Here is a 22233-nt window from a genome sequence, read left to right as displayed (position 1 = left end):
GGGGAGTGTCCTCTCGTTATTCCCGGCTGTCATCGCGGGCGAGGCTGTCCTCGTCGACGAGCCTCTCTTTGAACGCCTCGTGGCCAACGCGGTTACTAACAATTGGCGATGTACCCAGAGCAAACAGGATAATCAGGGTCAACAGAGCCAAGTCACTACTAGTAGTTGTGTGAGCTGACGCGTGCGTGGCGACGTGCAAAAGCGAACCCGACAGCGTCAGAATTAGCCCCAGCGTTTGTGGCTTGGAGGATGCATGCATGCGACTGATGGTGTCGCGGAAGCGTATTAATCCCACGGACGCTGCAACGCACAGTAGCATTCCGGTGATAATGAGTGCGATGGCGATAATGTCTGCCACGAGAATCATTTGGGCTCTCCCTTTATGGTTGTCGGAGCTGCTGTTGGCGTTGCCTTAGGCGCTGCTTTCTGTGCGGTTTTCTTTGTGGCGACCTTGCTTGCAGCTTTCCCCGTGCCCTTCCGAGCGCTCTTCGCGGGTTTCTTTCCTTCGTCTGGGACACGGAACTTGGCGACTGCCAGCGAAGACAGGAAACCGAGCAGCGCAATGATGAGCATTGGGTAGACCACCGAAGTGTCCAAACTCCATGCCATGAACGCAGCGAGCATGCCCTGCAACATTGCAGTCATGGACTCCAGCGCCACCAGGCGGTCCAGCGAGTTTGGTCCTGCGATCATGTGCCCGAGGGTAATCATCACCGCAATGAAATAGCCTGCGGCAGCCACTCCGAGCAGAATGTTAAAAACTTCCGGGTTCATCGGCTACTCCTTTCTCCCCTTTTTCGCTGCTCGTTTCGCCTTGCTCGCCGCTTTTCGCACTGCTCGGCTGCTCTTCGCCAGAGCCTGGCTTAGTCGGTTGCTCATGTACATCGCGGTTCTCAAACGCGCGAATCACCCGTCGCTCGATTCGGGTCAACTGGTTGATTTGTTCAGCTACCTTGCCTGTCGACGAAGCGTCGAGAAGATGCATGGTCAGCGTCTTTTTTCGCTTATCGATGTCCACGATGATGCCGCCCGGCTGCAGATTAATTAGTGCCATTGCAGTCGTGAGCGAAATATCGTCATTGGTCCGCATGGGGACCTTGATAATGGCAGTCGGTGGCGGATCATCTCGTCGGATGGCCAGCCAGGCGACACTGATAGAGGCCTTCACAAAGTCGATTGTCCAAGAACCGAACAGTCGCACCATGCCACCGAAGTTGATATCCAGCGCGCTGTTTGGCGGGATAGGCATGGCGAGGTTCAGCAACGTGGCTACCAGGATTCCCGAGAGCACATTGGCAAATGTCACCTCGCCCCACAGCATGACCCAAATAATCACTGTGAATAAAAAGAGCAGGATTGAAATACGTGGTGGTCGCTTTGCAGCCACCTTGGCGCGCGTTTTACTCATCAGCTTTCACCTGCTCCTTCCAGCGTGCTGGTGGCACGTTCGGTCGCCGAATCCGACTTCCATGGGCTCTTGGTGCGGCCTGGGTTTTCCAGCTGCTCCAGGCCCTTGTCATCGGCCGAGTCGATACCGAGGACCGCTGCGCGGTACTCATCAACATTCGCGACGTTGCTTGCCGCTTCGGTAGCCACATTGGACAGTGGCCCGGCCAGAACGGTAACCCCCACAGAAGCAATCACCAGCAGAGCCGTCGGCATCACCATGCCGAGTGGCATCTTGCCGACGTCGTCACGCTCTGCGATAGCAACCATCTGAGTCCTTTCCCGGAGCGCGGCTGGCTGCGCAAGCACAGTGTCGCCCTCGGGGGCGTCGGAACGGTCGCGCCAGAAGGCCTTCGACCAGACGAGAATCATGGTGTAGAGGGTCAGCAGGCTGGTGATGATAGATCCCGCAACCAGAATCCATGCGGTGGCGGATCCGTTCTGTGCGCCGGCCTCGATGAGCATGACCTTGCCCAGGAAGCCTGAGAACGGTGGGATACCACCGAGGTTGAGCGCGGGCACGAGGTATAGCAACGCCAGCAGCGGCGACGTCTTGGCCAGGCTACCGAGGCTGCGCAGGGAGGACGAGCCCGCCTGGCGCTCGATAAGCCCGACCACCAGGAACAATGCCGTCTGCACCAGAATGTGGTGGACGATGTAGAAAATCGCGCCGCCGAGTCCCAGCGTATTGCCGACGGCAATACCGAAGATCATGTATCCGATGTGGGATACCAGCGTAAAAGACAAGAGACGTTTAATGTCATTTTGGGCCATGGCACCGAGAATGCCCATGAGCATTGTCGCTAGGCCAGCCCACATCAGGACGTCGTCAAGCCTGCCGTCTGGGAAAACGACACTGCGCGTGCGGATGATCGCGTAGACACCCACCTTCGTCAGCAGCCCCGCGAAGACCGCGGTAACCATCGACGGTGCGGTGGGGTAGGAGTCTGGCAACCACGCCGACAGCGGGAACACCGCCGCCTTCACTGCGAAGGCGACGAGCAGCACTGCGAAGATCGCGGTGCGGGTGCCATCGGGGATGTCCTCCATGCGCAGGGAAATGTGTGCGAAGTTCACCGTGCCGACCGCTTGATAAACCAGGCCAATCGCCAGCAGGAACACCATCGAGGACAACATGTTGACCATCACATACGACACGCCTGCGCGAATGCGTGACGACGATGCCCCCAGCGTGAGCAACACGTAGGAGGCTACGAGCAGAACCTCGAAGCCGACGTACATGTTGAACAGATCGCCGGCCAGGAAGGCCATGGAGACGCCCATGTTGAGCAGCATGTACGTCGGAACGAAGACGGAGATCGGCTCATCTTCGTCACCATCGCTAATACCCTGGCCGATGCCGAACCACATCACGGCAAAGAGGACCAGCTGAGAGACGGTGATCATCAACACTGCGAGGTTGTCGGCTACGAGCGTGATGCCGATTGGTGCGTCCCAGCCGCCCACCTGGACCGTGTGGACGCCGTGCGCGTAGATGAGATACACCAAGGCGCTGGCGACTCCCAGCAGGCTGCCGAGCGAGATTAGCGCGATCGCCTGCTGTGCTTTGGGAAAACGTGCCAGCAGCAGAGCAATTGCGGCGGTGGCGGCGGGGACGATGATAGGCAGCGGAATTAGTGCCAGAATTATTTGCTCAGTCGTCATCGTCGTCACCTCCTGGGGAGTTTGATGGCGGGGTCACGGGCTTTTCGAAACTGGCCGGACCGAAGCTATCGCCGGCCTCTGTGGGACGACCGGTGGTGGGATCGTCGGACTTGTCGTGGTCCGGAGCAGCTGATGGGTCGCTGGCCCGACGCATTGCCAGGCTGCGGTCCTCGTGGTCATCTTGCACGTGATCGCCGATGCGGTAGCGGTGCTGGCGATAGAGCAGAGCCAACAGGAATGCGGTCATGCCCATGGAAATAACAATTGCGGTGAGGATAAAGGCCTGGGGCAGTGAGTCTGCCTGAGCATCGCTGACCAGCGATTCCCTATCCCAAATTGGTGGCCGTCCCGGCGAACCAGAGCCAAGCAGGATGAGCAGGTTGATACCGTTGCCCATCAGCAACAGTCCCATGAGCATCCTGGTCAACGAACGATCGAGGAACAGGTACACCCCTGTAGCAATCAGCGTGCCGACAGTTGCTAGCAGAACAAAATTGAGAATCACGGGTGTGTGTCCTTTCCTTCGGTCCTAGCTGGGGCTGTCGGTTCTGAAGCCTCTGAGGTGGCTGTGTTGGCAGAGTCTGCGGGTTTAGTGCCGGCAGGTTTAACGCTTGCGGGATTAGCGCCTGCGGACTTAACACCTGCGGGCTTAGCCGCCGCCAACTTGCTGCGCAGCTGGCGGGACTGGCCGAGTGCGGCTCGATTCACACGACGTGAACGATCACGCTCAGCGCGAAGGTTTATCTGAGCGTCGATGCCACCGCCCAAACTGCGCAGGATGTAGACAATCGTGCTAACCACGATCATGTATACGCCCAGGTCAAAGAGCATCGGGGAGACAACAGTGACATCTCCGAGCAGCGGAATTTCCCGCGAGCCATACGTAGAAGTTAGCGGTGCCCACCCCACAAACAGTGGCCACAACGCGCTGAGTGCCGACACCAGCAAACCGCCGCCGAGAAGCATCTCGTTAGGAATCGGCAGAGTTGCCGCCAACTCACGACGACCACCGATGAGATAACGCATGGTCAGTGCCAGCGCAGCCACGAGACCACCGGCGAAGCCACCGCCGACATCGTTATGGCCGGCAAAAAAGAGATAGAAGGAAACCACCATCATGGCGGGGAAGAGCACGCGCGATGCCACCAGCACCATGATCGGGTAGCGCAACCGCTCGGCTTCACCGGACTCATCGAGAGTGTTCAACCAACGGTTGGTGCGGCGAGCTCGATTCCGCTGCGGCTTAATCTTTGAACGCATATGCATGGTATGCGTGCGGAAGACCAGTGAGGTAATCCCCAGAGCCACCATCACCAGCACGGTGATTTCACCGAAGGTGTCCCAGGCGCGGATGTCGACAAGCAGTACGTTGACTGCATTCTGGCCGTGTCCAATATCGTGCGCCAGCGGCGGAATGTCGCCCGAGATTGGCTCAGTACGACGGGAGCCCATGGCGTAGGCGGCCAACACGGGAACCGTGACACCGACTGCAATGGCCAACCAAGCACGGTGTCGTGTCCACCTCGGGTTCGATGCCGGTGCCCGCGGGGAGAGCGTACGCAACACCAACACGAAAATAATCATTGAGACCGTCTCGACCAGCAGCTGCGTCAGGGCCAAGTCAGGAGCGCCGTACATGGCGAAAATAATGGCCAAGCCGTAGCCTGTCACGCCTACCAGGATGACCCCGGAAAGCCTGTTCTTCTGCCGGGTAGCGGCCAGCGCCGCGATAATCATGATGAGCGCAACTGCACCCTGCGGAGCAGAGTCCCACAGTTCCATTCGCAGCTCATCGCGCTCGCCGAGCAACAACGCACCGATGGACAGCACGATGAGGGTCAGCAAAATGACCGCTTCATTCAACGGGAGGGAACCACGCTGGGTCGCAGCAGTGACACGGAGAGAAAGACGGCGGGCCAAGTCCAGGATTCCGTCGTAAAGCGCATCGGCACTACCGAGAGCCGGCTGATCAAACTGCAGCTGACGCACCAGATTACGCTGCCAATGCATGATGGCACCCACGAGTAGAATTGTGGCCGTCAGTGCCAGCGGAAGGGTGAATCCGTGCCAGAGCGCCAGGTGCGTTTCTGCTTCCGTATTCGGGAATGCGCTGGTGAGGTAGGGCGAGATAATCGAGTCGAGGACGCGGGGAACCAGGCCGAAAACCAAACCTGCCAGCGCCAACAGCCAAGCCGGGCCAATCTGATCCCACGTCGGGGAATCCATCTCTGCCACGGCAGGGGAAGTGCCACCGCCGCTGGCGTGGGTGCTGGACTTGGTCGCAAACGCGGCGCGCAGCAGGTACAGCGAGTACGCTACGGTCAGAATCGAACCCACGACGAGGCCAATGGTGGTAAACACCGACGGCATCCCATGCAGCGGATCAGCATTGAGCGTGGCCTCCAGCGCAGCTTCCTTGGCGACGAAGCCGAAGAACGGCGGCACACCCATCATCGATGCAGCGGCGAGAATCGAAATCACCAGCAACTGCGGCGACTTTCTACCGAGCCCAGAGAGCTCACGGATATCGCGCGTACCAGTCAGCCTGTCAATTGTGCCCGCGACCATAAACAGCGCGGCCTTGAACATGGCATGGCCGAGCGTCAGTGCCAGGGCTGCCAGCATCGTCGCACGCGTGCCTATCGACGCGACTGTGATGATGAATCCCAACTGGCTGACAGTGCCATACGCCATAATCAGCTTGAGATCCTTCTGGCGCAGGGCCATCCAGCCGGCCATGATCATGGTCAAGAGGCCGAGCGGGATGATGATTGGCTGCCACGCGTTGGTGTCATTGAAGGTCGGCGCGAGCCGGGCAACCAGGAACACACCGGCTTTGACCATCGCTGCCGAATGCAGGAAGGAAGAAACCGGGGTAGGGGCGGCCATTGCACCGGGTAGCCAGAAGTGGAAGGGCGCGATAGCGGACTTCGACAGCGCACCAACGACCAGCAGGATTGCGGCCGTGGATACTGCCGTGGAGTCCAGCTGTGCCGCTGTCAGAGCGCCAGGCGCGGTGAGTTCGGAGAAGTTCCAGAAACCGGTGGTCACTCCCATCAGAACGATACCGACCAGCATGATGAGGCCACCCAGCGTCGTGACCAGGAGCGCCTGGCCTGCTGCGCGACGGGAGGAGGCGCGCTCGGCGTAGTAGCCCACCAGGAGGAAGGACAGAACCGAGGTAATTTCCCAGAAGACGAACATCAGCATGATGCTGTCGCTGATGACCAGGCCGTACATCGCCGCAGCGAAGGCGATCATTTGGGCTGCGAAGGAACCTACGCGGCGACGTTTGCCGAGTGGCGGGTTGATGAAGTAACCGGAGCAGTACACCAGTACGAGAAAGCCGATGGTCAAAACCAGCGTGCCGAAGAGCGATTCAATAGGACCTAATCGCAGGTTTACATCCAAGTGGATAATGGGCATCCACGAAAAATGCGTGACGGCGGGTTGCGTGAGTGCGGAAGTTTCCCCGTTGCCATTGTCTAGAGCTAAGCGAACGAGATGGGTGCCGGTGTAGATGGCACCGCCTGCCAGCGGGAGGCTGAGTACGAGGAACCCGCGGGTTCCGAGCCACTTAATCGTCCATGGTGCAAGCGCTGCCGTAACGAACAGGATGCACAGGAGAGAAGTCACTATTCCATAATGATTGGAACACGCCAGTTCATGCAACCCCGTTTTAGGGACTTAAGCATTTGAAGCGGTGTTAACCGAGTGTGTGAAAACGGTCAATTGTTTCTGGGAAAGTGAAAATTTGGGGGTGAGTTGTGGGGGGGGGCGGAAGTTGGGCATTTTTTGGGGCTTGAGCGGCTGACTGCTCAAGCCCCAAATCAGTGCCATTACTGCCCCCCCCAACACCACCCCACCCCAAAGGTCAATACATTGAACTTGGTGATTCATTGAACTGACCACTATTCTTGGCTGCCATGAGTATTAGCGTCCAGAACTTGAGCGTGAGCTACGGCGCGAACACCGCGATTCGGAACATCAGCTTCACCCTCGACTCCCCCGGCATGCACGGCATCATCGGCCCCAACGGCTCAGGCAAATCCACCCTCATGAAGGCGATGCTCCAGATCCTGGACAAACACAACGTCCACGGCACAGGCCCCACCGGCGCCCCTGCCGGCTACCCCGTCACCCTCGACGGCAAGGCCCCCGCCGAGCAGCGCCGCGCAATCGCTTATATCGAGCAGCGCTCTGACCTCGACCGCAACTTCCCCACCAGCGTCTTCGACACCGTCCTGATGGGCACTTACCCGCGCCTGGGTCTTTTCCACCGCCCCGGCAAGGCCGAACGCGAAGCAGCCACCCAGGCTCTCAAGGACGTCGACATGTGGGACTTTCGCCACCGCCACATCAGCGAACTCTCGGGCGGACAGTTCCAGCGCGTCCTCTTTGCCCGCGCCATCGTCCAGGACGCGGAGTACATCTTCCTGGACGAGCCCTTCGTCGGCATCGACGTCCCCAGCGAGAAGACGATCGTGACCCTGCTGCGGCAGATGGCGGACGCGGGCAAGCACGTCGTCGTCGTGCACCACGACATGAACACGGTGCGCGGCTACTACAACGACCTCATCGTCCTCAACGGCGAGCTCGTCGCGGCGGGTCCCACCGAGGAGGTCTTCGTCCCCGACGTGCTGCAGAAGGCCTTCGGCGCGCTCGTCATCCGCGAGCCGTCAGCACCAGCCCACCCCACGCCACGGCAGGCAGCCCTCCAGGAGGAGACAGCATGATCGCGGAGTTCCTCGACTCACTACTCAGCCACGGCTACCTGCAAAAAGCGCTGATCACCTCGGTGATCGTGGGCGTGGCCTGCGGCATCGTCGGCAGCTTCATCGTGCTGCGCGGCATGGCCCTGATCGGCGACGCCATCTCGCACGCCGTACTACCGGGGGTCGCGGCCTCCTACCTGCTCGGCACGAACCTCTTCCTCGGGGCGGTGGTCGCGGGTCTACTCGCCACACTGGCGATCGGGCTGATCAGCGAACGCTCCACTGTGAAGAACGATTCGGCGATCGGCATCGTCTTTTCCACCTTCTTCGCGATCGGCGTGCTGCTCATGGCGAAAGCGCAGACGGCGACGGATCTGACGGAGATCCTCTTCGGCAACGTCCTGACCGTTCAGGACGCCGACCGCAACCTCTCGATCGGTATTGCCGCTGCCGTGCTGATTCTCACGCTGGTCTTTTACAAGGAGCTCAAGCTCAGCACCTTCGACCCCGTCATGGCGCAGTCGGCTGGCGTGCCCGTGCGGGCAATCCACTACGGGCTGATGGTGGTGCTCACGCTGGTGACGGTCATTTCCCTGCAGACGGTGGGCGTGATCCTGGTGGTCTCCCTGCTGATCACTCCGGCGTCGGCGGCGTACCTGCTGACGAACCGGCTGGGAGTGATGATCGGGCTTTCAGTGGCGATCTCGGCGCTCAGCTCCGTAGTGGGGCTGTTCCTGAGCTATAGCTACAACGTGTCCTCCGGCGTGACGATCGTGCTGACCGCCAGCGCGCTGTTCCTGCTGGCTTTCCTCTTCGCGCCAGGCAAGGGACTGATTGCTCGCTCGCTGGGCAATAAGCCACTGGCCGCGCTGTTGGCCCTCCTGGTGGGCGGTGCCCTCGTGTTCGGGGCCGTGACCTTCTCGACGGAGGAGAAGGCAGACGGTGAGCAGCTGAACGTCGTCACCACCTTCACGCTGCTGGCGGACCTGGTGGAGGAGATCGGCGGCGAGGCGGTGGACGTCCATAACCTCGTGCCGACCGGCACGGACCCGCACGACTACGACCCCCTGCCCGCGGACCTGGATGCGACGAGCGACGCCGACCTGCTGTTCTACAACGGGCTGAACCTCGAGGGCGGTGAGCACGGCTGGCTCGCGAAACTGAAAAACACCGCGGGCCTGGACGATTCCCAGATGGTCGAGGCCACCAAGGGCGTGGAACCGAAGTACCTCAAGGACGAAAAGGGCAATCAGGAGATCAACCCGCACGCCTTCCTGGACCCGACCGTCGGCATCGCGATGGCCGAGAACGTGACCGCGGCGCTGGCCGAGGCCCTGCCCGAGCGTGCCGAGCACATCGAGGAGAAGGGGGCGGAGTACAAGGCCATGCTGGAGAGCATCGACGCCGACTACCGCGAGCAGATCGGTGCGCTGCCGAAGGAGGATCGTGTGCTCGTGGCCAGTGAACATGCCTTCCAATACATGGTCGACACCTACGGCATGGAGCAGCTGTATATCTGGCAGATCGACACGGATGAAAACGGCTCCCCCGCGCAGATCGGACACCTCGTGCGCCAGCTGAAGGACAAGCGCCCGAAGCACCTGTTCGTGGAGTCGAACGTGGATACGCGCCCCATGAAGACCGTCTCGAAGGAGGCCGGGATTCCGATCTTCGACGAGCCACTGCACTCCGATGAGCTCGGCAAGCCGGGCACGGTCGCGGGAACCTACGAGGATTTCCTGCGCAGCAACTTGAAGACCATGATCGCGGGGCTGAAGCGCTAAAACGCGAATGCTCGAGGCCCACATGCGTTGGGCTTCCCCGGTCGCATTCCCGTTACCTTGTGAGTGTCCCCGATAATGGGGATAGTCGCTGGTCCCGGTATGGCTTACCTGCCCTGTAGTTTCCATAATCCGGGGGGGTGTTGCCGCCGGGTGCCAGGACTTTCGATGACAGCTGATAGGGACACGGCCAGTTTTAAACTAGGTCTCTTTGTAACGTGGGTGCTTGCAACGAAGGTCATGACACCAGCGACTGGAACAACGCCATACCCATCTCGTTTTCTAGGAGCTCATCATGTCTCCGGAGCATTCCATCGACATATTCCTTGGTCTAGACGTCGGCAAATCTGAACACCACGCCTGCGCCTTAGACCGTGATGGCAACAAGGTCTTCGACAAACCGTTGCCTCAACTCGAATCCGAACTAGCAGGCGTTTTTCACCAGCTTCAGAAGCTTGGCACCGTGCTCGTGATCGTCGACCAACCCAACACCATCGGCGCACTACCGATTGCTGTAGCCCGGGACTGCGGTTGCGAAGTCGGATACCTGCCAGGTCTTGCGATGCGCAAAGCTGCAGATCTCTATCCGGGACGTGCAAAAACAGACAAACGCGACGCATTCATCATCGCCGACACCGCCCGCACAATGCCCCACACGCTACGTGCCGTCGACCGCAATGATGAGGTACTCTCCGCCCTAAAGATGCTGTCCGGCTTCGATGATGACATCGCCCGCGATTGCACTCGCACTGTCAATCGGCTTCGCAGTGTCCTCACCCAGATCTACCCCAGCCTGGAACGAGTTTTTGCTGGTAGCACCCTGACTCGCACGCCGATCCTGGAATTATTGATCCATTACAAGGGACCGCAGGGGCTAAAAAGAGCCGGATACCAACGAGTGTTGAACTGGATGATCAAGCGCACACGTAAAGACCCCACCCCGCTGGTAGACGACATTTTTACAGCGCTGAAAGCTCAAACAGCCACCGTGCCTGGAAGCGATGCCGCCGAGTTAGTAATTCCTCAACTGGCTGCAAACATCCAGGCCCTCAAAGAGCAACGAAACACCATTGCTGAGCAGGTTGAAGAGATGCTCGCTGATTTCCCTCTTTGTGAGGTCTTGATGAGTATGCCCGGAGTCGGCATCAAGACCGCAGCGCAGATCCTTCTTGCGATCGGTGATGGCTCCGACTTCGCTAGTGCTGGCCACTTAGCTGCTTATGCTGGAATAGCACCCGTGACTAGACGATCCGGTTCGTCGATCAGAGGTGAATTCCCGGCACGGTCAGGCAATAAACGACTGAAAAACGCCTTGTTCTACTCCGCATTCGCAGTTATCCGCAGCCACGAACCGTCACGGCGGTATTACGAACGCAAACGCGCTGAAGGAAAACGCCACAACGCAGCAGTCATCTGCCTGGCACGACGCCGATGCAATGTCATCTACGCGATGCTGAAAAACAAGGAGTTCTTCCGCGAAATCCCGCCACGCCCCGTCGCCGCATAAAGCCCCAAAGACGAAGCCGACCAGCACACGCTGGCCGGCTCCTAGGCACGCCTAAGAAACTACTCCCAAGACTGTGCTCGTCAACATCGGTCTGGCACTTGACAAAAACATAGGGACACCCCCCGTTTACTAAACGAGCAGCATCCGCGTCCTACCCATGCAGGCGGTTAGCAGCGCAGACCAAAGCGGAAAGCACGGAAGCCTCCGGAGTCTGGCCGAAGCCCATGGTCCACACATGGTCATTGTTGTGACCTGCATAGACAAAGGTAGCGGTAGCTTCGAAGATTTCGAACTGGTGGAATTCCACGATTTCCACGCGGTAACCTGCATCAGCCAGCAGATTAGTGCAAGCCGACACCGGCCCCATAGCGGTAATCTCCTGGGTGAAGGTGTGGGTGTGGTCGTCCTTGTCGGTCAGTGTTAAGTCAGCGTTGAAATTCCAGCGCCCCAGGGTGCCGCGGGTTGCCTCGAAATTCTTGATCTGAACCGGGCCGCTCGTGGGGGAGTAGGTGTCCTTGAACTTCTGCCAGTTCATGCCACGAGCTTCTTGCCTTAAGCCTCGAGGCAGGCGATGTCCGAATCGAGCCCTAAATGGATCGTCGGAATAAGTTCGCACATTGCCGTCGTCCTGGTGCTCCAACGAAGGGCGCTTGCCCGTGAACGTCGTCGAAGTGGACATGTTCTTCTGGGTGCGAGTGGGAAACATTCTTTTCTGGTCCTTTGCTTAGTTGCTTTTGCTGTGAGTGGCGGACCAACCAAGTGCTTTGAGAAGTTGCGGCCAGAGACCCCGTGTGGAGGGGTCAGTCCTGTCGGCCTCCACCGGGGTTCGTAGCCTTCGCTACTCGAATAAGAATGTTCTGCTGCATGGGTGGAACCTTACTACAGGTAAAAGATGTGACACAAGTCATTCAATCAATATCTTTGGTGGATTCTTTGCTGTCCCCGTTAAATTCCGTTGACAGAGGCCAGGAAAACCGCCTCGCCAATAGCGATGTCGCGAATCTCGTTCGGGTCGACCGATTCATCAGCCGAGTGGATGCGAGCCTGTGGCTCCTCCACGCCGTAAAGCGCGATGTCAGCACCTGGTACGGCGTCCAGCAGGGTGGCGCACAGCGGAATTGAGGCGCCCTCGCCCATGCTTGCGGTCTCCTTGCCATAGGCGGCCGACAGGCTGTCAGCGACCAGTTGCACAACCTTGCCCTCAACGTTGGCCCGGAACGGGTTAGCCAGCTCGTCGCGTTCGACCGTCACCTTCACGCCCCACGGAGCATGTGCGCGCAGGTGATTTTCCAGCGCGTCCTGCGCCTCAGCCGGATCAACGCCGCCTGGGATGCGGAAGTTAATGTGCGCCATGGCGGTCGACGAAATCGCGTTGACAGCATTGGTTGCCGGTGGGCAGTCGATGCCGGTCACAATCACCGACGGGCGCGCCCAGGTCAGATCGGAGACGGAAGTGTCCTCGTTGCTAATCAGGCCCACTCCATTGAGCACGCCGGCGTCAGCGCGGAAAGTCTCTGGCGAGTAGTCCAGGCCCTCCCACCGCTGCGAGCAGTCCAGGCCCTCCCACCGCTGCGAGCAGTCCAGTCCATCAATAGAAGTAAAGCCATTTTCATCGCGCAGGCTGTCGAGCATGCGAATCAGTGCCGCCAGCGCATCCGGGGCTGCGCCGCCGAACATGCCCGAGTGAACCGGCTGCTCCAGCGCATCGACGCGTACTTCCACATCGGCGGTGCCGCGCAGAGTGGTCACGAGCGTCGGCTGGCCAACCTCGGCATTGCCGACATCCGCAATGAGGATGACGTCGGCGTCGAAAAGCTCTGGCTGTGTGGCGATGAGGTTGTTCAGGCCCGCCGACCCGCGCTCCTCGGAGCCCTCCACGATGAGTTTGATGTTTGGCATGTCGACGTGGCCCGCAAGAGCGTCGTCGCGCAGCGCGCGCAGCGCAGCCAGGTGCATGACCACGTTGCCCTTGCAGTCGGCAGTACCGCGTCCGTACCAGCGACCGTCGCGCTCATCGAGCGTCCACGGATCCGCGGTCCAAGCGGATTCGTCGCCCGCCGGCTGGACGTCGTAATGGGAGTAGAGCAGTACGGTCTTCGCGCTTTCCGACGACCCGGGGATGAAACCCGACAGTGCAATCGAACCGTCGATGGTGTGATGCGCCTCTAGCTCGATACCCAGCTCTGCGTACATGTCAGTAACCGCCTGGGCTGCGTCGATGCAGGCCTGCTTGGTTTCTTCGGTGCCGTGTACGGATGGGAAAGCGACCAGCTCGGTCAGCTGAGTGCGGATGGTCTCGCGTTGGCTGGAGATGTGGTCTCGCAGGGCGTCCGTGAGTTCCTTATTAATAATGCTCATGTGCGACAGTGTAGGCGCACAACCATGATGACGTTGGGAGTGACGTCGGGAGTGGTATTGGCGTTGGGAGTTGCGGCGCTTAACCTTGCACTCGATGGGGTTGAGTGCTAAAAAAGTGAATTAGCACTTGCTCTAATTGAGTGCTAATAAAAACAACTTCACACCTTGTGTATGTGTGCGTTGTATGCGAGTTGCAGCAAACTGCAGCACATACTGCAGCGCAGGCTGAAACAAGTGTTGCAAAGTCGTTAAAAAGTACAGTGTTGACTCCGGTGATGGAGAGGGCGGCGCTTCCCTCGAATCACATGCCGTCGCGGGCGCCTGGGTCAACTTCCAATGTAAGTGCCACATAAATAGACGGAGGATTCTTCAAACCTCATGGCTAAGATGATTGCATTTGACGAGGAGGCCCGCCGCGGTCTCGAAACGGGTCTGAACACCCTGGCAGACGCTGTCAAGGTTACGCTGGGCCCGAAGGGTCGCAACGTAGTCCTCGAGCGCAAGTGGGGCGCACCGCTGATCACCAACGACGGTGTCTCCATTGCACGTGAAATCGAACTTGAGGATCCTTACGAGAAGATCGGCGCTGAGCTGGTCAAGGAAGTTGCCAAGAAGACCGACGATGTCGCTGGTGACGGTACTACTACCGCTACCGTTCTGGCTCAGGCTCTGGTTTCCGAGGGTCTGCGCAACGTTGCTGCTGGCTCCAACCCGATGGGCATCAAGCGCGGCATCGAGAAGGCTGTCACGGCTGTTACCGAGAAGCTCCTGGAGTCCGCTAAGGACATTGAGACCAAGGAGCAGATTGCTGCTACCGCTGGTATCTCCGCTGCTGACCCGGCTATCGGTGAGCTGATTGCCACCGCTATGGACAAGGTCGGCAAGGAAGGCGTCATTACCGTGGAAGAGGCCAACACCTTTGGTCTCGACCTGGAGCTGACCGAGGGTATGCGCTTCGACAAGGGCTACATCTCCGGTTACTTCGCCACTGACATGGAGCGCCAGGAGGCCGTTCTGGAGGATCCGTACATCCTCCTGGTTTCCGGCAAGATTTCCAACATCAAGGACCTGCTGCCGCTGCTGGAGAAGGTCATGCAGTCCGGCAAGCCGCTGCTGATCATTGCTGAGGACGTCGAGGGCGAGGCTCTGTCCACCCTGGTCGTCAACAAGATCCGCGGTACCTTCAAGTCTGTCGCTGTCAAGGCTCCGGGCTTCGGCGACCGTCGTAAGGCAATGCTGCAGGACATGGCTATCCTGACCGATGGCCAGGTCATCTCCGAGGAGGTCGGCCTGTCGCTCGAGACCGCTGACCTGCCGCTGCTGGGTCGCGCTCGCAAGGTGGTCGTCACCAAGGACGAGACCACTATCGTCGAGGGCGCTGGCGAGCAGTCCGCTATCGAGGGCCGCGTCAACCAGATCCGCGCTGAGATCGAGAACTCCGACTCCGACTACGACAAGGAGAAGCTGCAGGAGCGCCTGGCTAAGCTCGCCGGCGGTGTTGCAGTTATCAAGGCTGGCGCCGCAACTGAGGTCGAGCTCAAGGAGCGCAAGCACCGCATTGAGGATGCCGTCCGTAACGCAAAGGCTGCTGTGGAAGAGGGCATCGTCGCAGGTGGCGGTTCCGCACTGCTGCAGGTCTCGCACGTGCTTGACGACGAGCTGGGTCTGACCGGCGACGAGGCAACCGGTGTCCGCATCGTGCGTGCGGCTCTCGCAGCTCCGCTGCGCCAGATTGCTCTGAACGCTGGTTTCGAGGCCGGCGTCGTTACCGAGAAGGTTGCTTCCCTGCCGCAGGGTGAAGGCCTGAACGCTGCTACCGGCGAGTACATCGACCTGATGGAAGCTGGCATCAACGATCCGGTGAAGGTTACCCGCTCCGCACTGCAGAATGCCGCTTCCATTGCGGCTCTGTTCCTGACCACCGAGGCTGTTGTCGCTGACAAGCCGGAACCGGCTATGCCGGCAATGCCGGGTGGCGACGAGATGGGCGGCATGGGCTTCTAAAAGAGGTCCCGACTGCTTGAGTTAGCCTAAAAAGCGCCGCTGAGGGAAATCCTCAGCGGCGCTTTTTGCTGTGTAACTTGAGAAAGTTTTAAGTCCCCGAACCCACCCTCGTTGCATCAGACGCCTCAGCGCTTGGTAGTGAAAAATAACCGATGATCTGTACCCATGTACGCAATGACGAGGACTGTCTGTTATTAATCCTGCTGCCTCAGTACAGGTGAGATCTTTAGGTGTCCCTTTAAGGCCAGAGACAGGCCGTCGCGCTCGCCGACAATCTGGATGCAACTACCGACTTATCAAAATGTGAAATTCTTCTGGTTTCGCTACCGAACCCTGCCACTTTGCTATTCGGCCGGCTTATCCGCGGCCTCGATAAGCTCGGTTGACCAGTTCGCCTGCTGAATACGGGTATCCAAGTCCCGGTATTCCTTCGCCGCCTTGTCGGCTTTCTGGCGCAGCGACCGGATATCCACAGTGGCGACATAGCGAATCTCCGAGGCTGAGTATCGATCCCGCCGACCCGAGCCCTGATCGGCTGCGGAGGTGTAGAACCGCCGCCGTGTTAGCAGGTGGTCGCGCTTCGCAAGTGCGTCGCTAAGCGTTCCGTCCTCGAAGGCAGTAGCGGAATTCGTTGCGTTAATCGAGCGCACCAGCCATTCGAAGCGCGCCATCAGACGCTCGGCTTCGGCAATAAGCGCTTGCGGATCTTCATCAGGCGTATCGCCTTCCTGCACCTGCGCTACTAGCGAAAGACGGCGATTAATCTCAGCCAGCCGGTCGGAAACTTCGGATCGTGCGGCAAGAGCTTCGGATAACAACATGGCATTTATTGTACGCGCAGTGCTTATCGACGGTCGCTGCGTGCAGTCCCACCCCTCAATTTCGGTAAACCGGAACGTTAACTGCTGGGAAATTGCAGGTAAGGGCACCCGCATGGGGGACGCGTGGCAGAGAAATTCAGTAGGATAAGGGGTATGGCTGACAAGAATGAAGAGGAATTCCACATCGTCGATTTGGCGAAGACCGAAGGCTACGTCGTCGATGATTCTGATGAGGATGATCCGGTACTGGTCACTCCAGACGGTGAGCGGGTTGATACCTGGCGCGATGGCTACCCGTACGAGGAGCGCATGACGCGCAAGGAATATGAGTCTATTAAGAGGAAGCTGCAGATTGAGCTTCTGAAGTGGCAGAACTGGACCAAGGAAACTGGTCAGAAGCACATCATCCTCTTCGAAGGCCGTGACGCCGCCGGTAAGGGCGGTACTATTAAGCGCTTTAATGAGCACCTGAATCCGCGTGGTGCTCGTACTGTGGCTCTGGAAAAGCCGTCGCCGCGTGAGTCCACCTCGTGGTACTTCCAGCGCTACATTGAGCACTTTCCGTGCGCTGGCGAGATCGTCTTCTTCGACCGTTCTTGGTACAACCGTTCGGGCGTTGAGCGCGTGATGGGTTTCTGTACTGAGTCGCAGCACGCAGAGTTCCTGCGTGAGGTCCCGATGCTGGAGAACATGATTCTGGGCTCCGGTATTTCGCTGACCAAGCTGTGGTTCTCGGTGACTCAGAAGGAGCAGCGCACTCGCTTCGCTATTCGCCAGGTTGACCCGGTGCGTCAGTGGAAGCTCTCTCCGATGGACCTCGCATCGCTGGACCGTTGGGGTGACTATACCCGCGCAAAGGAAGAGCAGTTCCGCTACACGGATACCGATGAGTCCCCGTGGATTACCATTAAGTCCAACGACAAGAAGCGTGCCCGCATCAACGCAATGCGTTATGTGCTTAGCAAGTTCGAGTACACGGAGAAGGACCACGAGCTGGTTGGTACTCCGGACCCGAAGATTGTTAAGCGTGGCCGTGACCAGATTGGTGACTAGTTCGGTGGTCCGTGACTGACAAAGTTCTTGTCTAGAAGAAACGCCCGCAGGAGTGCTCAGGCACTCGGCGGGCGTTTTCTTATGGCTGACGGTGGCGCTGGCAGGCGATGACGTGGTCACGGCTTGCGGCTACGAGCAGGCAGCCGGCGTCGGCGTAGGTGCCGTCGATGAAGATTTGGTCGTAGATTCGGTTGGGGGCTGGGGTACTGGGGACATCGATGAGCCACAACGAGGTGAACCGGCGGTCGAGCGTGCGCCGGGAGACGTGCAAGGTGTCGGCGACCTCGGTTAAAGAAGCAGTGCCGGTGACGTAGGCGTGAAACGCTTTGAAATCCCGGGTCTGGGTCTGATCGAGGCGGCGGTGTGTGGTGGAGGTTCCACAGTCAGGGTTTTACACCGCCACCTGGTTGTCCCTTTGGTTGTGGTGCCGTTTTTCTTCATTTGCCCAGTGCATACGGGGCATCGGGGTCTGTTATGAGTCACCCAGAAAGACAACCAAGACCCTGCTACCACATGTAGGAGCCATTCCGGTGGATTGAACAAGAAACGGGCTTGAATAAGGTCTGGAACCTTATTTAAGCCCGTTTTATGCAGCTTGATCAGCAGATATGCTGAAAATCAGACACACTTTTGGGGATGCGGACGTATTGTCACTTAACCCTGGGTTGGAGTGGGGCTTGGGTTGAAGCAGGGGCAGGTTGTTGGCTTGTCCGGCACTTATGGCCAGTTTTCGGGGACTTATCGATGTATTCCCCTGACTTATCGATGGTTTTTCGGCACTTATGCGCAAGCTGCGGGCCAGGCCCTCTCACTTGTCGATGCGCTATTCACTTGTGGCCACGCTGCAGCGCATCGATAGGTGAATAGCGTGGCCACAAGTCGTCGGATGCGTCGGCCAGCTAGCATTGCAGCCCGTCAGCTTTTTAGTCCGTCAGGCTTTGGCCCGCCAAGTCAGTTTTTCGCCGCCAGCTTGCAGCCTCTACCCCTCAATCAGCTCCTGACCCCAGTAGGAATCCGGGGTAGTGCCAGGGGCGATCCAATACACAGCGGAGCCGATGTGACGGTTCCACTCATTGAGCAAATCGCCGCGATCCAAACGGGCCTGGATTGCACTGAATTGGTTGTCCGGGTTCTTCTGGAATGCAACCCAGACCAGGCCAACGTTCGGTCCTTCGAACGGGAAGGCCGGCTCACCGGGCTGGTCTTCGTAGGCATAGGCGCGGCGACGCAGGGCGTCGTCAGGCTGACCATCCTGCTCACGGGAAAGCGCCAAGTGAGACTGGCGGTGGATGAGGTACTCGCCCTGGTCATCGACGGCGTCCATGTCCTCTTCATCGAACTCGTCATTGCCGCCGGAAAGAGGAGCGCCGGTGTGGAAGTCACGACCGATAACGATGGAACGTTCGTCGGTGCTGAGCTCCTCCCAATTGTTCAAGTCGAGCGCAATACGGCGAACAACCATCACGCAGGAGTTGTTAATCGCCTTGTCCTTGGAGTCAATCCACACCTGTTCGGACCATTCCTCCGGAGTGGACGGGTTGACGGTGCCGTCGAGCTGGCCCAGCGGGTTGCGTGGGGTAGCGCCGTGAGGCTGCGAACCCCAGGCGTAGGAAAAGCCCTTCTGGAACCACTTCACGCGAGCCCACGGAGCCGCCTTCTTTTCCAGTAGACGGGACGCGGCCGAAACGGTGACGAGGTCATCACCACACAACTGCAGAGCGAAGTCAGACTGGCCCCACTCAGGGCGGAGCATGTCATGCTGGAATGACGGGATATCGTGCAGACCAGCCGGCTTGCGCTCTGGCTTGCCGAGCACATCGAAGATGCGCTCACCGAAACCTGCGGTAATGGTCAGGTTTGCAGTGGCTGCAACCATTTCCGGTTCCAGATACCCCTCGATGTCCTGGCCTTGGGTGAGGCGGCGGGCAACGTCGGTAAGCGAGGAGAACAGTGCCTTCAGATCTGCTGCGTCGACGCCGTCCTTCAAATCGAATGCGACGAGGCGGAGATGTGCTTGGCCGGGCTGTTCAACGCCTGACTGGACCGGGCCATCGAACGGAATCTTGGCGCCCCTCAGGGAAGGTCCGGAAGCCTGTGTCACTCGAGGTCACTCCTTGAAAAGAGGTAGAATAAATAGCTTTTATGACTACGAGCTTAATCACTTTGGTCCCAGCAGGAGAGCATCAAAGCAAAGGCTCGGGGAGGGGGCTAAGTGAATGAGATATTTGTATATTGCGATATACTTCACATCCACAGCCGCCTCGAAGGTGTTCATTAAGGAAAGTGCTGCATATCGCACGTTTTCCGCGCAAGGTGTGTTTTGAGCCTAGCGCGCATAAGGCCTTCGAGTTATGCAGGGGAATCCCGGTGCAAGTCCGGAACTGTCCCGCAACGGTAAGCATCACTGCCAGAGCTTTGGTTTATCCGACGCGTTGATAACCAATCTTTTCAGTGATGACAAGTCCGAATGCCTGCCGGTTGTGCAATTTCATACCCGATGCTGATCACGACTGACGAGGAAATCACGAGATCATGGCAATTCACGCAACCCTCGCGGGCATTCCGCGGATAGGGCGTAATCGTGAGCTCAAAAGAGCTCTGGAAAACTACTGGCGCGACCCGGCGACCGGCGGCCTGCTGGCCGCGACGGCGCGCAACACTGTCAATAGCTACATTGGCGCAGCGCTGAAGGCAGGAATCGACTCGGTTCCGACAATTGGGCGCTCGTTCTACGACTCTATGCTGGATACATCGGCGCTGCTCGGAGTGCTTCCAGCCCGCTTCCAGAATGTCCCGAAAACGGACGGTTCCAACCTACCGGAATGGATCAACCACTACTTCGCCGCCGCTCGCGGTACGAAGACGCAACCGGCATCCGCAATGACCAAGTGGTTCGACACCAATTACCACTACATTGTTCCGGAGCTGTCAGCCGATACTGAATTTACCTCTGACCTCACTGACTGGTTGGATGATTCCTGCAGCTTAAACAATGGCGCCACCACCATGCTGCGCCCTCATTTGATTGGTCCTGTGACCTACTTGAGCCTGTCGCGTACCGACGATGATTCGAACCCACTTGGCCTTTTGGAAAAGTTGACCGATGCGTACGCGGAAATCATCGCTCAACTGGGGGATAAGGGCTTTGAGTGGATTCAGCTCGATGAGCCAGTATTGGTCACTGACCTCGATGAAGTGACTCTTGCTAGGACTCGCCAGGCCTACGAGAAGTTGGCCGGCGTGGCGGAGTCTGCGAATACCAAGTTGTGGGTGCAGACCTACTTTGGTGATGGTGATCAGGCGCTGGAAACCCTTTCTGGCACAGGCGTGCAGGCCATTGGTTGCGACCTGGTAGCAGGTAGCTCCGAGCTGCTGCATTGGACCGGCAAGGAACTGCTGGTTGCGGGCATTGTCGATGGTCGTAATGTGTGGCGCACCGATTTGGATGCAGCCCTGGCGACGCTGGAGAAGCTGGCAGCCCGAGGCCCCATCGCGGTGTCGACTAGCTGTTCGCTGCTACATGTCCCGTACTCCCTGGCCTCGGAAAACCCGAGCGAAGAAGATGCCGAGGTGCTGCAGTGGCTGGCCTTCGGCGATGAGAAAATTGCCGAGGTGACCCTTTTGGCGAGGGCGCTTGATGCCAAGTTGAATGACCGCCAACTCGATGCCGCGGATTTAAAGGTGTTGAGGGAGTCCCGGGCAGCACTGGCATCGAGGGCAGAGTCGAAGCGGATTGTTAAGCCTGAAGTTCGTGAAGCTTTGGCGGCAATCGAGGATAGCGACCGTAACCGTTCCCCGTTTGCGGCTCGCCAGGCGGCTCAGGCTGAGACCCTCAATCTGCCTCCGCTGCCGACCACCACAATCGGTTCCTTCCCGCAGACCAATAGCATTCGTCGTGCACGTGCGCAGTTGCGCGCGGGAGAGCTCACCCCAGTCGACTACGAATCAGCAATGCTCGCTGAAATTCGATGCTCCATTGAGCAGCAGGAAGAATTGGGACTCGATGTGCTGGTTCACGGCGAACCTGAGCGCAATGACATGGTGCAGTACTTCTCGGAGCAGCTGGACGGCTACCTCGCGACCGCCAATGGCTGGGTCCAAAGCTATGGTTCCCGCTGCGTGCGGCCGCCGATTCTCTACGGTGATATCACCAGGCCAGAGCCAATGACGGTGCAGTGGTACAAGGCAGCGGCAAACATGACTGACCTTCCCGTCAAGGGAATGCTCACCGGGCCGGTGACCATGTTGGCATGGTCGTTTGTCCGTGATGACCAGCCCATCGGTGACACTGCGGATAACGTTGCGCTGGTTTTGCGCGATGAGATTGCAGATCTCGTGGCCGCTGGAGCGCAAATCGTGCAGGTCGATGAGCCAGCCATTCGCGAGTTGCTGCCCCTGAATGAAGCGGACCAGCCCGCCTACCTGAAGTGGGCCGTAGGTTCCTTCCGTCTGGCTACCTCTGGTGTGGCTGACGACATTCAGATTCACACGCATATGTGCTACTCGGACTTCAATGAGCTTATCGACACCGTCGATGATCTCAACGCCGATGTCACGTCCATCGAAGCAGCTCGCAACGGTATGCAGGTGCTCGCAGCGCTGAAAGATGAGGGATACGTTCGCGGGATTGGTCCAGGTGTCTGGGACATCCACTCGCCTCGCGTGCCGACGGACGGAGAAGTCAACCAGCTCGTGGAAGATGCGCTTGAAAGCGTTGACCCCAACCTGCTGTGGATTAATCCGGACTGTGGTCTAAAGACCCGAGGTTGGGAAGAGGTTACGGCTTCACTGAAAGTATTGGTAGCCGCAGCTCAGCAGGCTCGGTTGCAGCTAGCAGAGTAAGTCGCGAACTGCATAGCCGCAAAATAAATAGTGGGTTAAGT

General features: G+C 58.7%; 16 protein-coding genes, 1 pseudogene and 1 riboswitch. Of the genes and pseudogenes, 6 read left to right on the top strand and 11 right to left on the bottom strand.

Annotated elements, in window-relative coordinates; all coding sequences use genetic code 11:
• Positions 1-16 precede the first annotated feature (16 nt).
• The 6 genes from HMPREF2920_RS06855 to HMPREF2920_RS06830 are packed head-to-tail and all read right to left on the bottom strand — an operon-like array spanning position 17 to position 6750.
• The gene (locus HMPREF2920_RS06855) at positions 17-367 is read right to left on the bottom strand and encodes a monovalent cation/H(+) antiporter subunit G (RefSeq protein ID WP_038626688.1); all 351 of its coding nucleotides are present in this window, start codon (positions 365-367) and stop codon (positions 17-19) included.
• Positions 364-774 carry a monovalent cation/H+ antiporter complex subunit F gene (locus HMPREF2920_RS06850; RefSeq protein ID WP_070601047.1) on the bottom strand — a complete coding sequence of 137 codons (411 nt, stop codon included), beginning with the start codon at positions 772-774 and terminating at the stop codon, positions 364-366. The genes HMPREF2920_RS06855 and HMPREF2920_RS06850 overlap by 4 nt, the downstream gene beginning before the upstream one ends.
• Positions 755-1408 (bottom strand): Na+/H+ antiporter subunit E, encoded by a 654-nt coding sequence (locus tag HMPREF2920_RS06845; protein WP_070601049.1) that lies wholly within the window; start codon positions 1406-1408, stop codon positions 755-757. The genes HMPREF2920_RS06850 and HMPREF2920_RS06845 overlap by 20 nt, the downstream gene beginning before the upstream one ends.
• Positions 1408-3111, bottom strand: coding sequence for a Na+/H+ antiporter subunit D (locus HMPREF2920_RS06840; protein WP_049193797.1), 1704 nt, complete (start codon positions 3109-3111; stop codon positions 1408-1410). The genes HMPREF2920_RS06845 and HMPREF2920_RS06840 overlap by 1 nt, the downstream gene beginning before the upstream one ends.
• On the bottom strand, positions 3101-3616 hold the full coding sequence (locus HMPREF2920_RS06835) for a Na(+)/H(+) antiporter subunit C (protein WP_048760372.1): 516 nt from the start codon (positions 3614-3616) through the stop codon (positions 3101-3103). The genes HMPREF2920_RS06840 and HMPREF2920_RS06835 overlap by 11 nt, the downstream gene beginning before the upstream one ends.
• Positions 3613-6750: a Na+/H+ antiporter subunit A gene (locus HMPREF2920_RS06830; protein WP_049193803.1), complete on the bottom strand. Its 3138-nt coding sequence runs from the start codon at positions 6748-6750 to the stop codon at positions 3613-3615. Before HMPREF2920_RS06830 ends, HMPREF2920_RS06835 begins: the two co-directional genes overlap by 4 nt.
• Positions 6751-7037: 287 nt before the next feature.
• Between HMPREF2920_RS06830 and HMPREF2920_RS06825 the strand changes: the two genes are divergently transcribed.
• From HMPREF2920_RS06825 to HMPREF2920_RS06815, 3 genes are all read left to right on the top strand, one after another.
• On the top strand, positions 7038-7847 hold the full coding sequence (locus tag HMPREF2920_RS06825; RefSeq protein WP_035006260.1) for a metal ABC transporter ATP-binding protein: 810 nt from the start codon (positions 7038-7040) through the stop codon (positions 7845-7847).
• Positions 7844-9610 (top strand): metal ABC transporter solute-binding protein, Zn/Mn family, encoded by a 1767-nt coding sequence (locus tag HMPREF2920_RS06820; RefSeq protein WP_222865187.1) that lies wholly within the window; start codon positions 7844-7846, stop codon positions 9608-9610. Before HMPREF2920_RS06825 ends, HMPREF2920_RS06820 begins: the two co-directional genes overlap by 4 nt.
• A gap of 292 nt (positions 9611-9902) precedes the next feature.
• On the top strand, positions 9903-11114 hold the full coding sequence (locus HMPREF2920_RS06815) for an IS110 family RNA-guided transposase (protein WP_070601050.1): 1212 nt from the start codon (positions 9903-9905) through the stop codon (positions 11112-11114).
• 151 nt (positions 11115-11265) lie between these two features.
• On the opposite strand, the gene HMPREF2920_RS06810 is transcribed toward HMPREF2920_RS06815, so the two are convergent.
• Both HMPREF2920_RS06810 and HMPREF2920_RS06805 read right to left on the bottom strand, forming a co-directional pair.
• Complete coding sequence (locus HMPREF2920_RS06810; protein ID WP_048731724.1) at positions 11266-11820, bottom strand: 2-isopropylmalate synthase; 555 nt, start codon at positions 11818-11820, stop codon at positions 11266-11268.
• 239 nt (positions 11821-12059) lie between these two features.
• Positions 12060-13472: a dipeptidase gene (locus tag HMPREF2920_RS06805; protein WP_070854113.1), complete on the bottom strand. Its 1413-nt coding sequence runs from the start codon at positions 13470-13472 to the stop codon at positions 12060-12062.
• A gap of 378 nt (positions 13473-13850) precedes the next feature.
• Between HMPREF2920_RS06805 and groL the strand changes: the two genes are divergently transcribed.
• Positions 13851-15476 (top strand): chaperonin GroEL, encoded by a 1626-nt coding sequence (gene groL, locus HMPREF2920_RS06800; RefSeq protein ID WP_038626677.1) that lies wholly within the window; start codon positions 13851-13853, stop codon positions 15474-15476.
• 344 nt (positions 15477-15820) lie between these two features.
• On the opposite strand, the gene HMPREF2920_RS06795 is transcribed toward groL, so the two are convergent.
• Positions 15821-16297, bottom strand: a complete 477-nt coding sequence (locus HMPREF2920_RS06795) for a DIP1984 family protein (RefSeq protein ID WP_070437789.1) — start codon at positions 16295-16297, stop codon at positions 15821-15823.
• Positions 16298-16450: 153 nt separating this feature from the next.
• Here HMPREF2920_RS06795 and ppk2 point away from each other — a divergent pair, with 153 nt between their 5' ends.
• A complete protein-coding gene (ppk2, locus tag HMPREF2920_RS06790) occupies positions 16451-17350 on the top strand; it encodes a polyphosphate kinase 2 (RefSeq protein WP_005510168.1) in 900 nt (299 codons plus the stop codon).
• A 103-nt stretch (positions 17351-17453) separates the two neighbouring features.
• Here ppk2 and HMPREF2920_RS10630 read toward each other — a convergent pair.
• Together HMPREF2920_RS10630 and HMPREF2920_RS06780 are read right to left on the bottom strand one after the other, a co-directional pair.
• A pseudogene (locus HMPREF2920_RS10630) lies at positions 17454-17791 on the bottom strand (IS256 family transposase); the annotation flags it as partial.
• A gap of 538 nt (positions 17792-18329) precedes the next feature.
• Positions 18330-19451, bottom strand: coding sequence for a Dyp-type peroxidase (locus HMPREF2920_RS06780; protein ID WP_049171921.1), 1122 nt, complete (start codon positions 19449-19451; stop codon positions 18330-18332).
• Positions 19452-19660: 209 nt separating this feature from the next.
• Positions 19661-19844, top strand: a riboswitch (cobalamin riboswitch).
• 38 nt (positions 19845-19882) lie between these two features.
• On the opposite strand from HMPREF2920_RS06780, the gene metE reads away from it, so the two are divergent.
• Positions 19883-22192 carry a 5-methyltetrahydropteroyltriglutamate--homocysteine S-methyltransferase gene (metE, locus tag HMPREF2920_RS06775; RefSeq protein ID WP_070854112.1) on the top strand — a complete coding sequence of 770 codons (2310 nt, stop codon included), beginning with the start codon at positions 19883-19885 and terminating at the stop codon, positions 22190-22192.
• Positions 22193-22233: the final 41 nt, after the last annotated feature.

It is taken from the genome of Corynebacterium sp. HMSC075F02 (genome assembly GCF_001838335.1).
Lineage (GTDB): Bacteria > Actinomycetota > Actinomycetes > Mycobacteriales > Mycobacteriaceae > Corynebacterium > Corynebacterium jeikeium_D.
The sequence above is the reverse complement of the archived record's forward strand: the minus strand, read 5'-3'. Positions and strand labels throughout refer to the sequence as shown.

Bases quoted from the DNA above. Each gene is read 5' to 3' on its own strand.
- HMPREF2920_RS06810 (WP_048731724.1), bottom strand. From the start codon at position 11,820: ATGTTTCCCACTCGCACCCAGAAGAACATGTCCACTTCGACGACGTTC.
- HMPREF2920_RS06795 (WP_070437789.1), bottom strand. From the start codon at position 16,297: ATGTTGTTATCCGAAGCTCTTGCCGCACGATCCGAAGTTTCCGACCGG.
- HMPREF2920_RS06825 (WP_035006260.1), top strand. From the start codon at position 7,038: ATGAGTATTAGCGTCCAGAACTTGAGCGTGAGCTACGGCGCGAACACC.
- HMPREF2920_RS06820 (WP_222865187.1), top strand. From the start codon at position 7,844: ATGATCGCGGAGTTCCTCGACTCACTACTCAGCCACGGCTACCTGCAA.
- HMPREF2920_RS06850 (WP_070601047.1), bottom strand. From the start codon at position 774: ATGAACCCGGAAGTTTTTAACATTCTGCTCGGAGTGGCTGCCGCAGGC.
- groL (WP_038626677.1), top strand. From the start codon at position 13,851: ATGGCTAAGATGATTGCATTTGACGAGGAGGCCCGCCGCGGTCTCGAA.
- HMPREF2920_RS06855 (WP_038626688.1), bottom strand. From the start codon at position 367: ATGATTCTCGTGGCAGACATTATCGCCATCGCACTCATTATCACCGGA.
- ppk2 (WP_005510168.1), top strand. From the start codon at position 16,451: ATGGCTGACAAGAATGAAGAGGAATTCCACATCGTCGATTTGGCGAAG.
- HMPREF2920_RS06840 (WP_049193797.1), bottom strand. From the start codon at position 3,111: ATGACGACTGAGCAAATAATTCTGGCACTAATTCCGCTGCCTATCATC.
- metE (WP_070854112.1), top strand. From the start codon at position 19,883: ATGGCAATTCACGCAACCCTCGCGGGCATTCCGCGGATAGGGCGTAAT.
- HMPREF2920_RS06845 (WP_070601049.1), bottom strand. From the start codon at position 1,408: ATGAGTAAAACGCGCGCCAAGGTGGCTGCAAAGCGACCACCACGTATT.
- HMPREF2920_RS06815 (WP_070601050.1), top strand. From the start codon at position 9,903: ATGTCTCCGGAGCATTCCATCGACATATTCCTTGGTCTAGACGTCGGC.
- HMPREF2920_RS06805 (WP_070854113.1), bottom strand. From the start codon at position 13,472: ATGAGCATTATTAATAAGGAACTCACGGACGCCCTGCGAGACCACATC.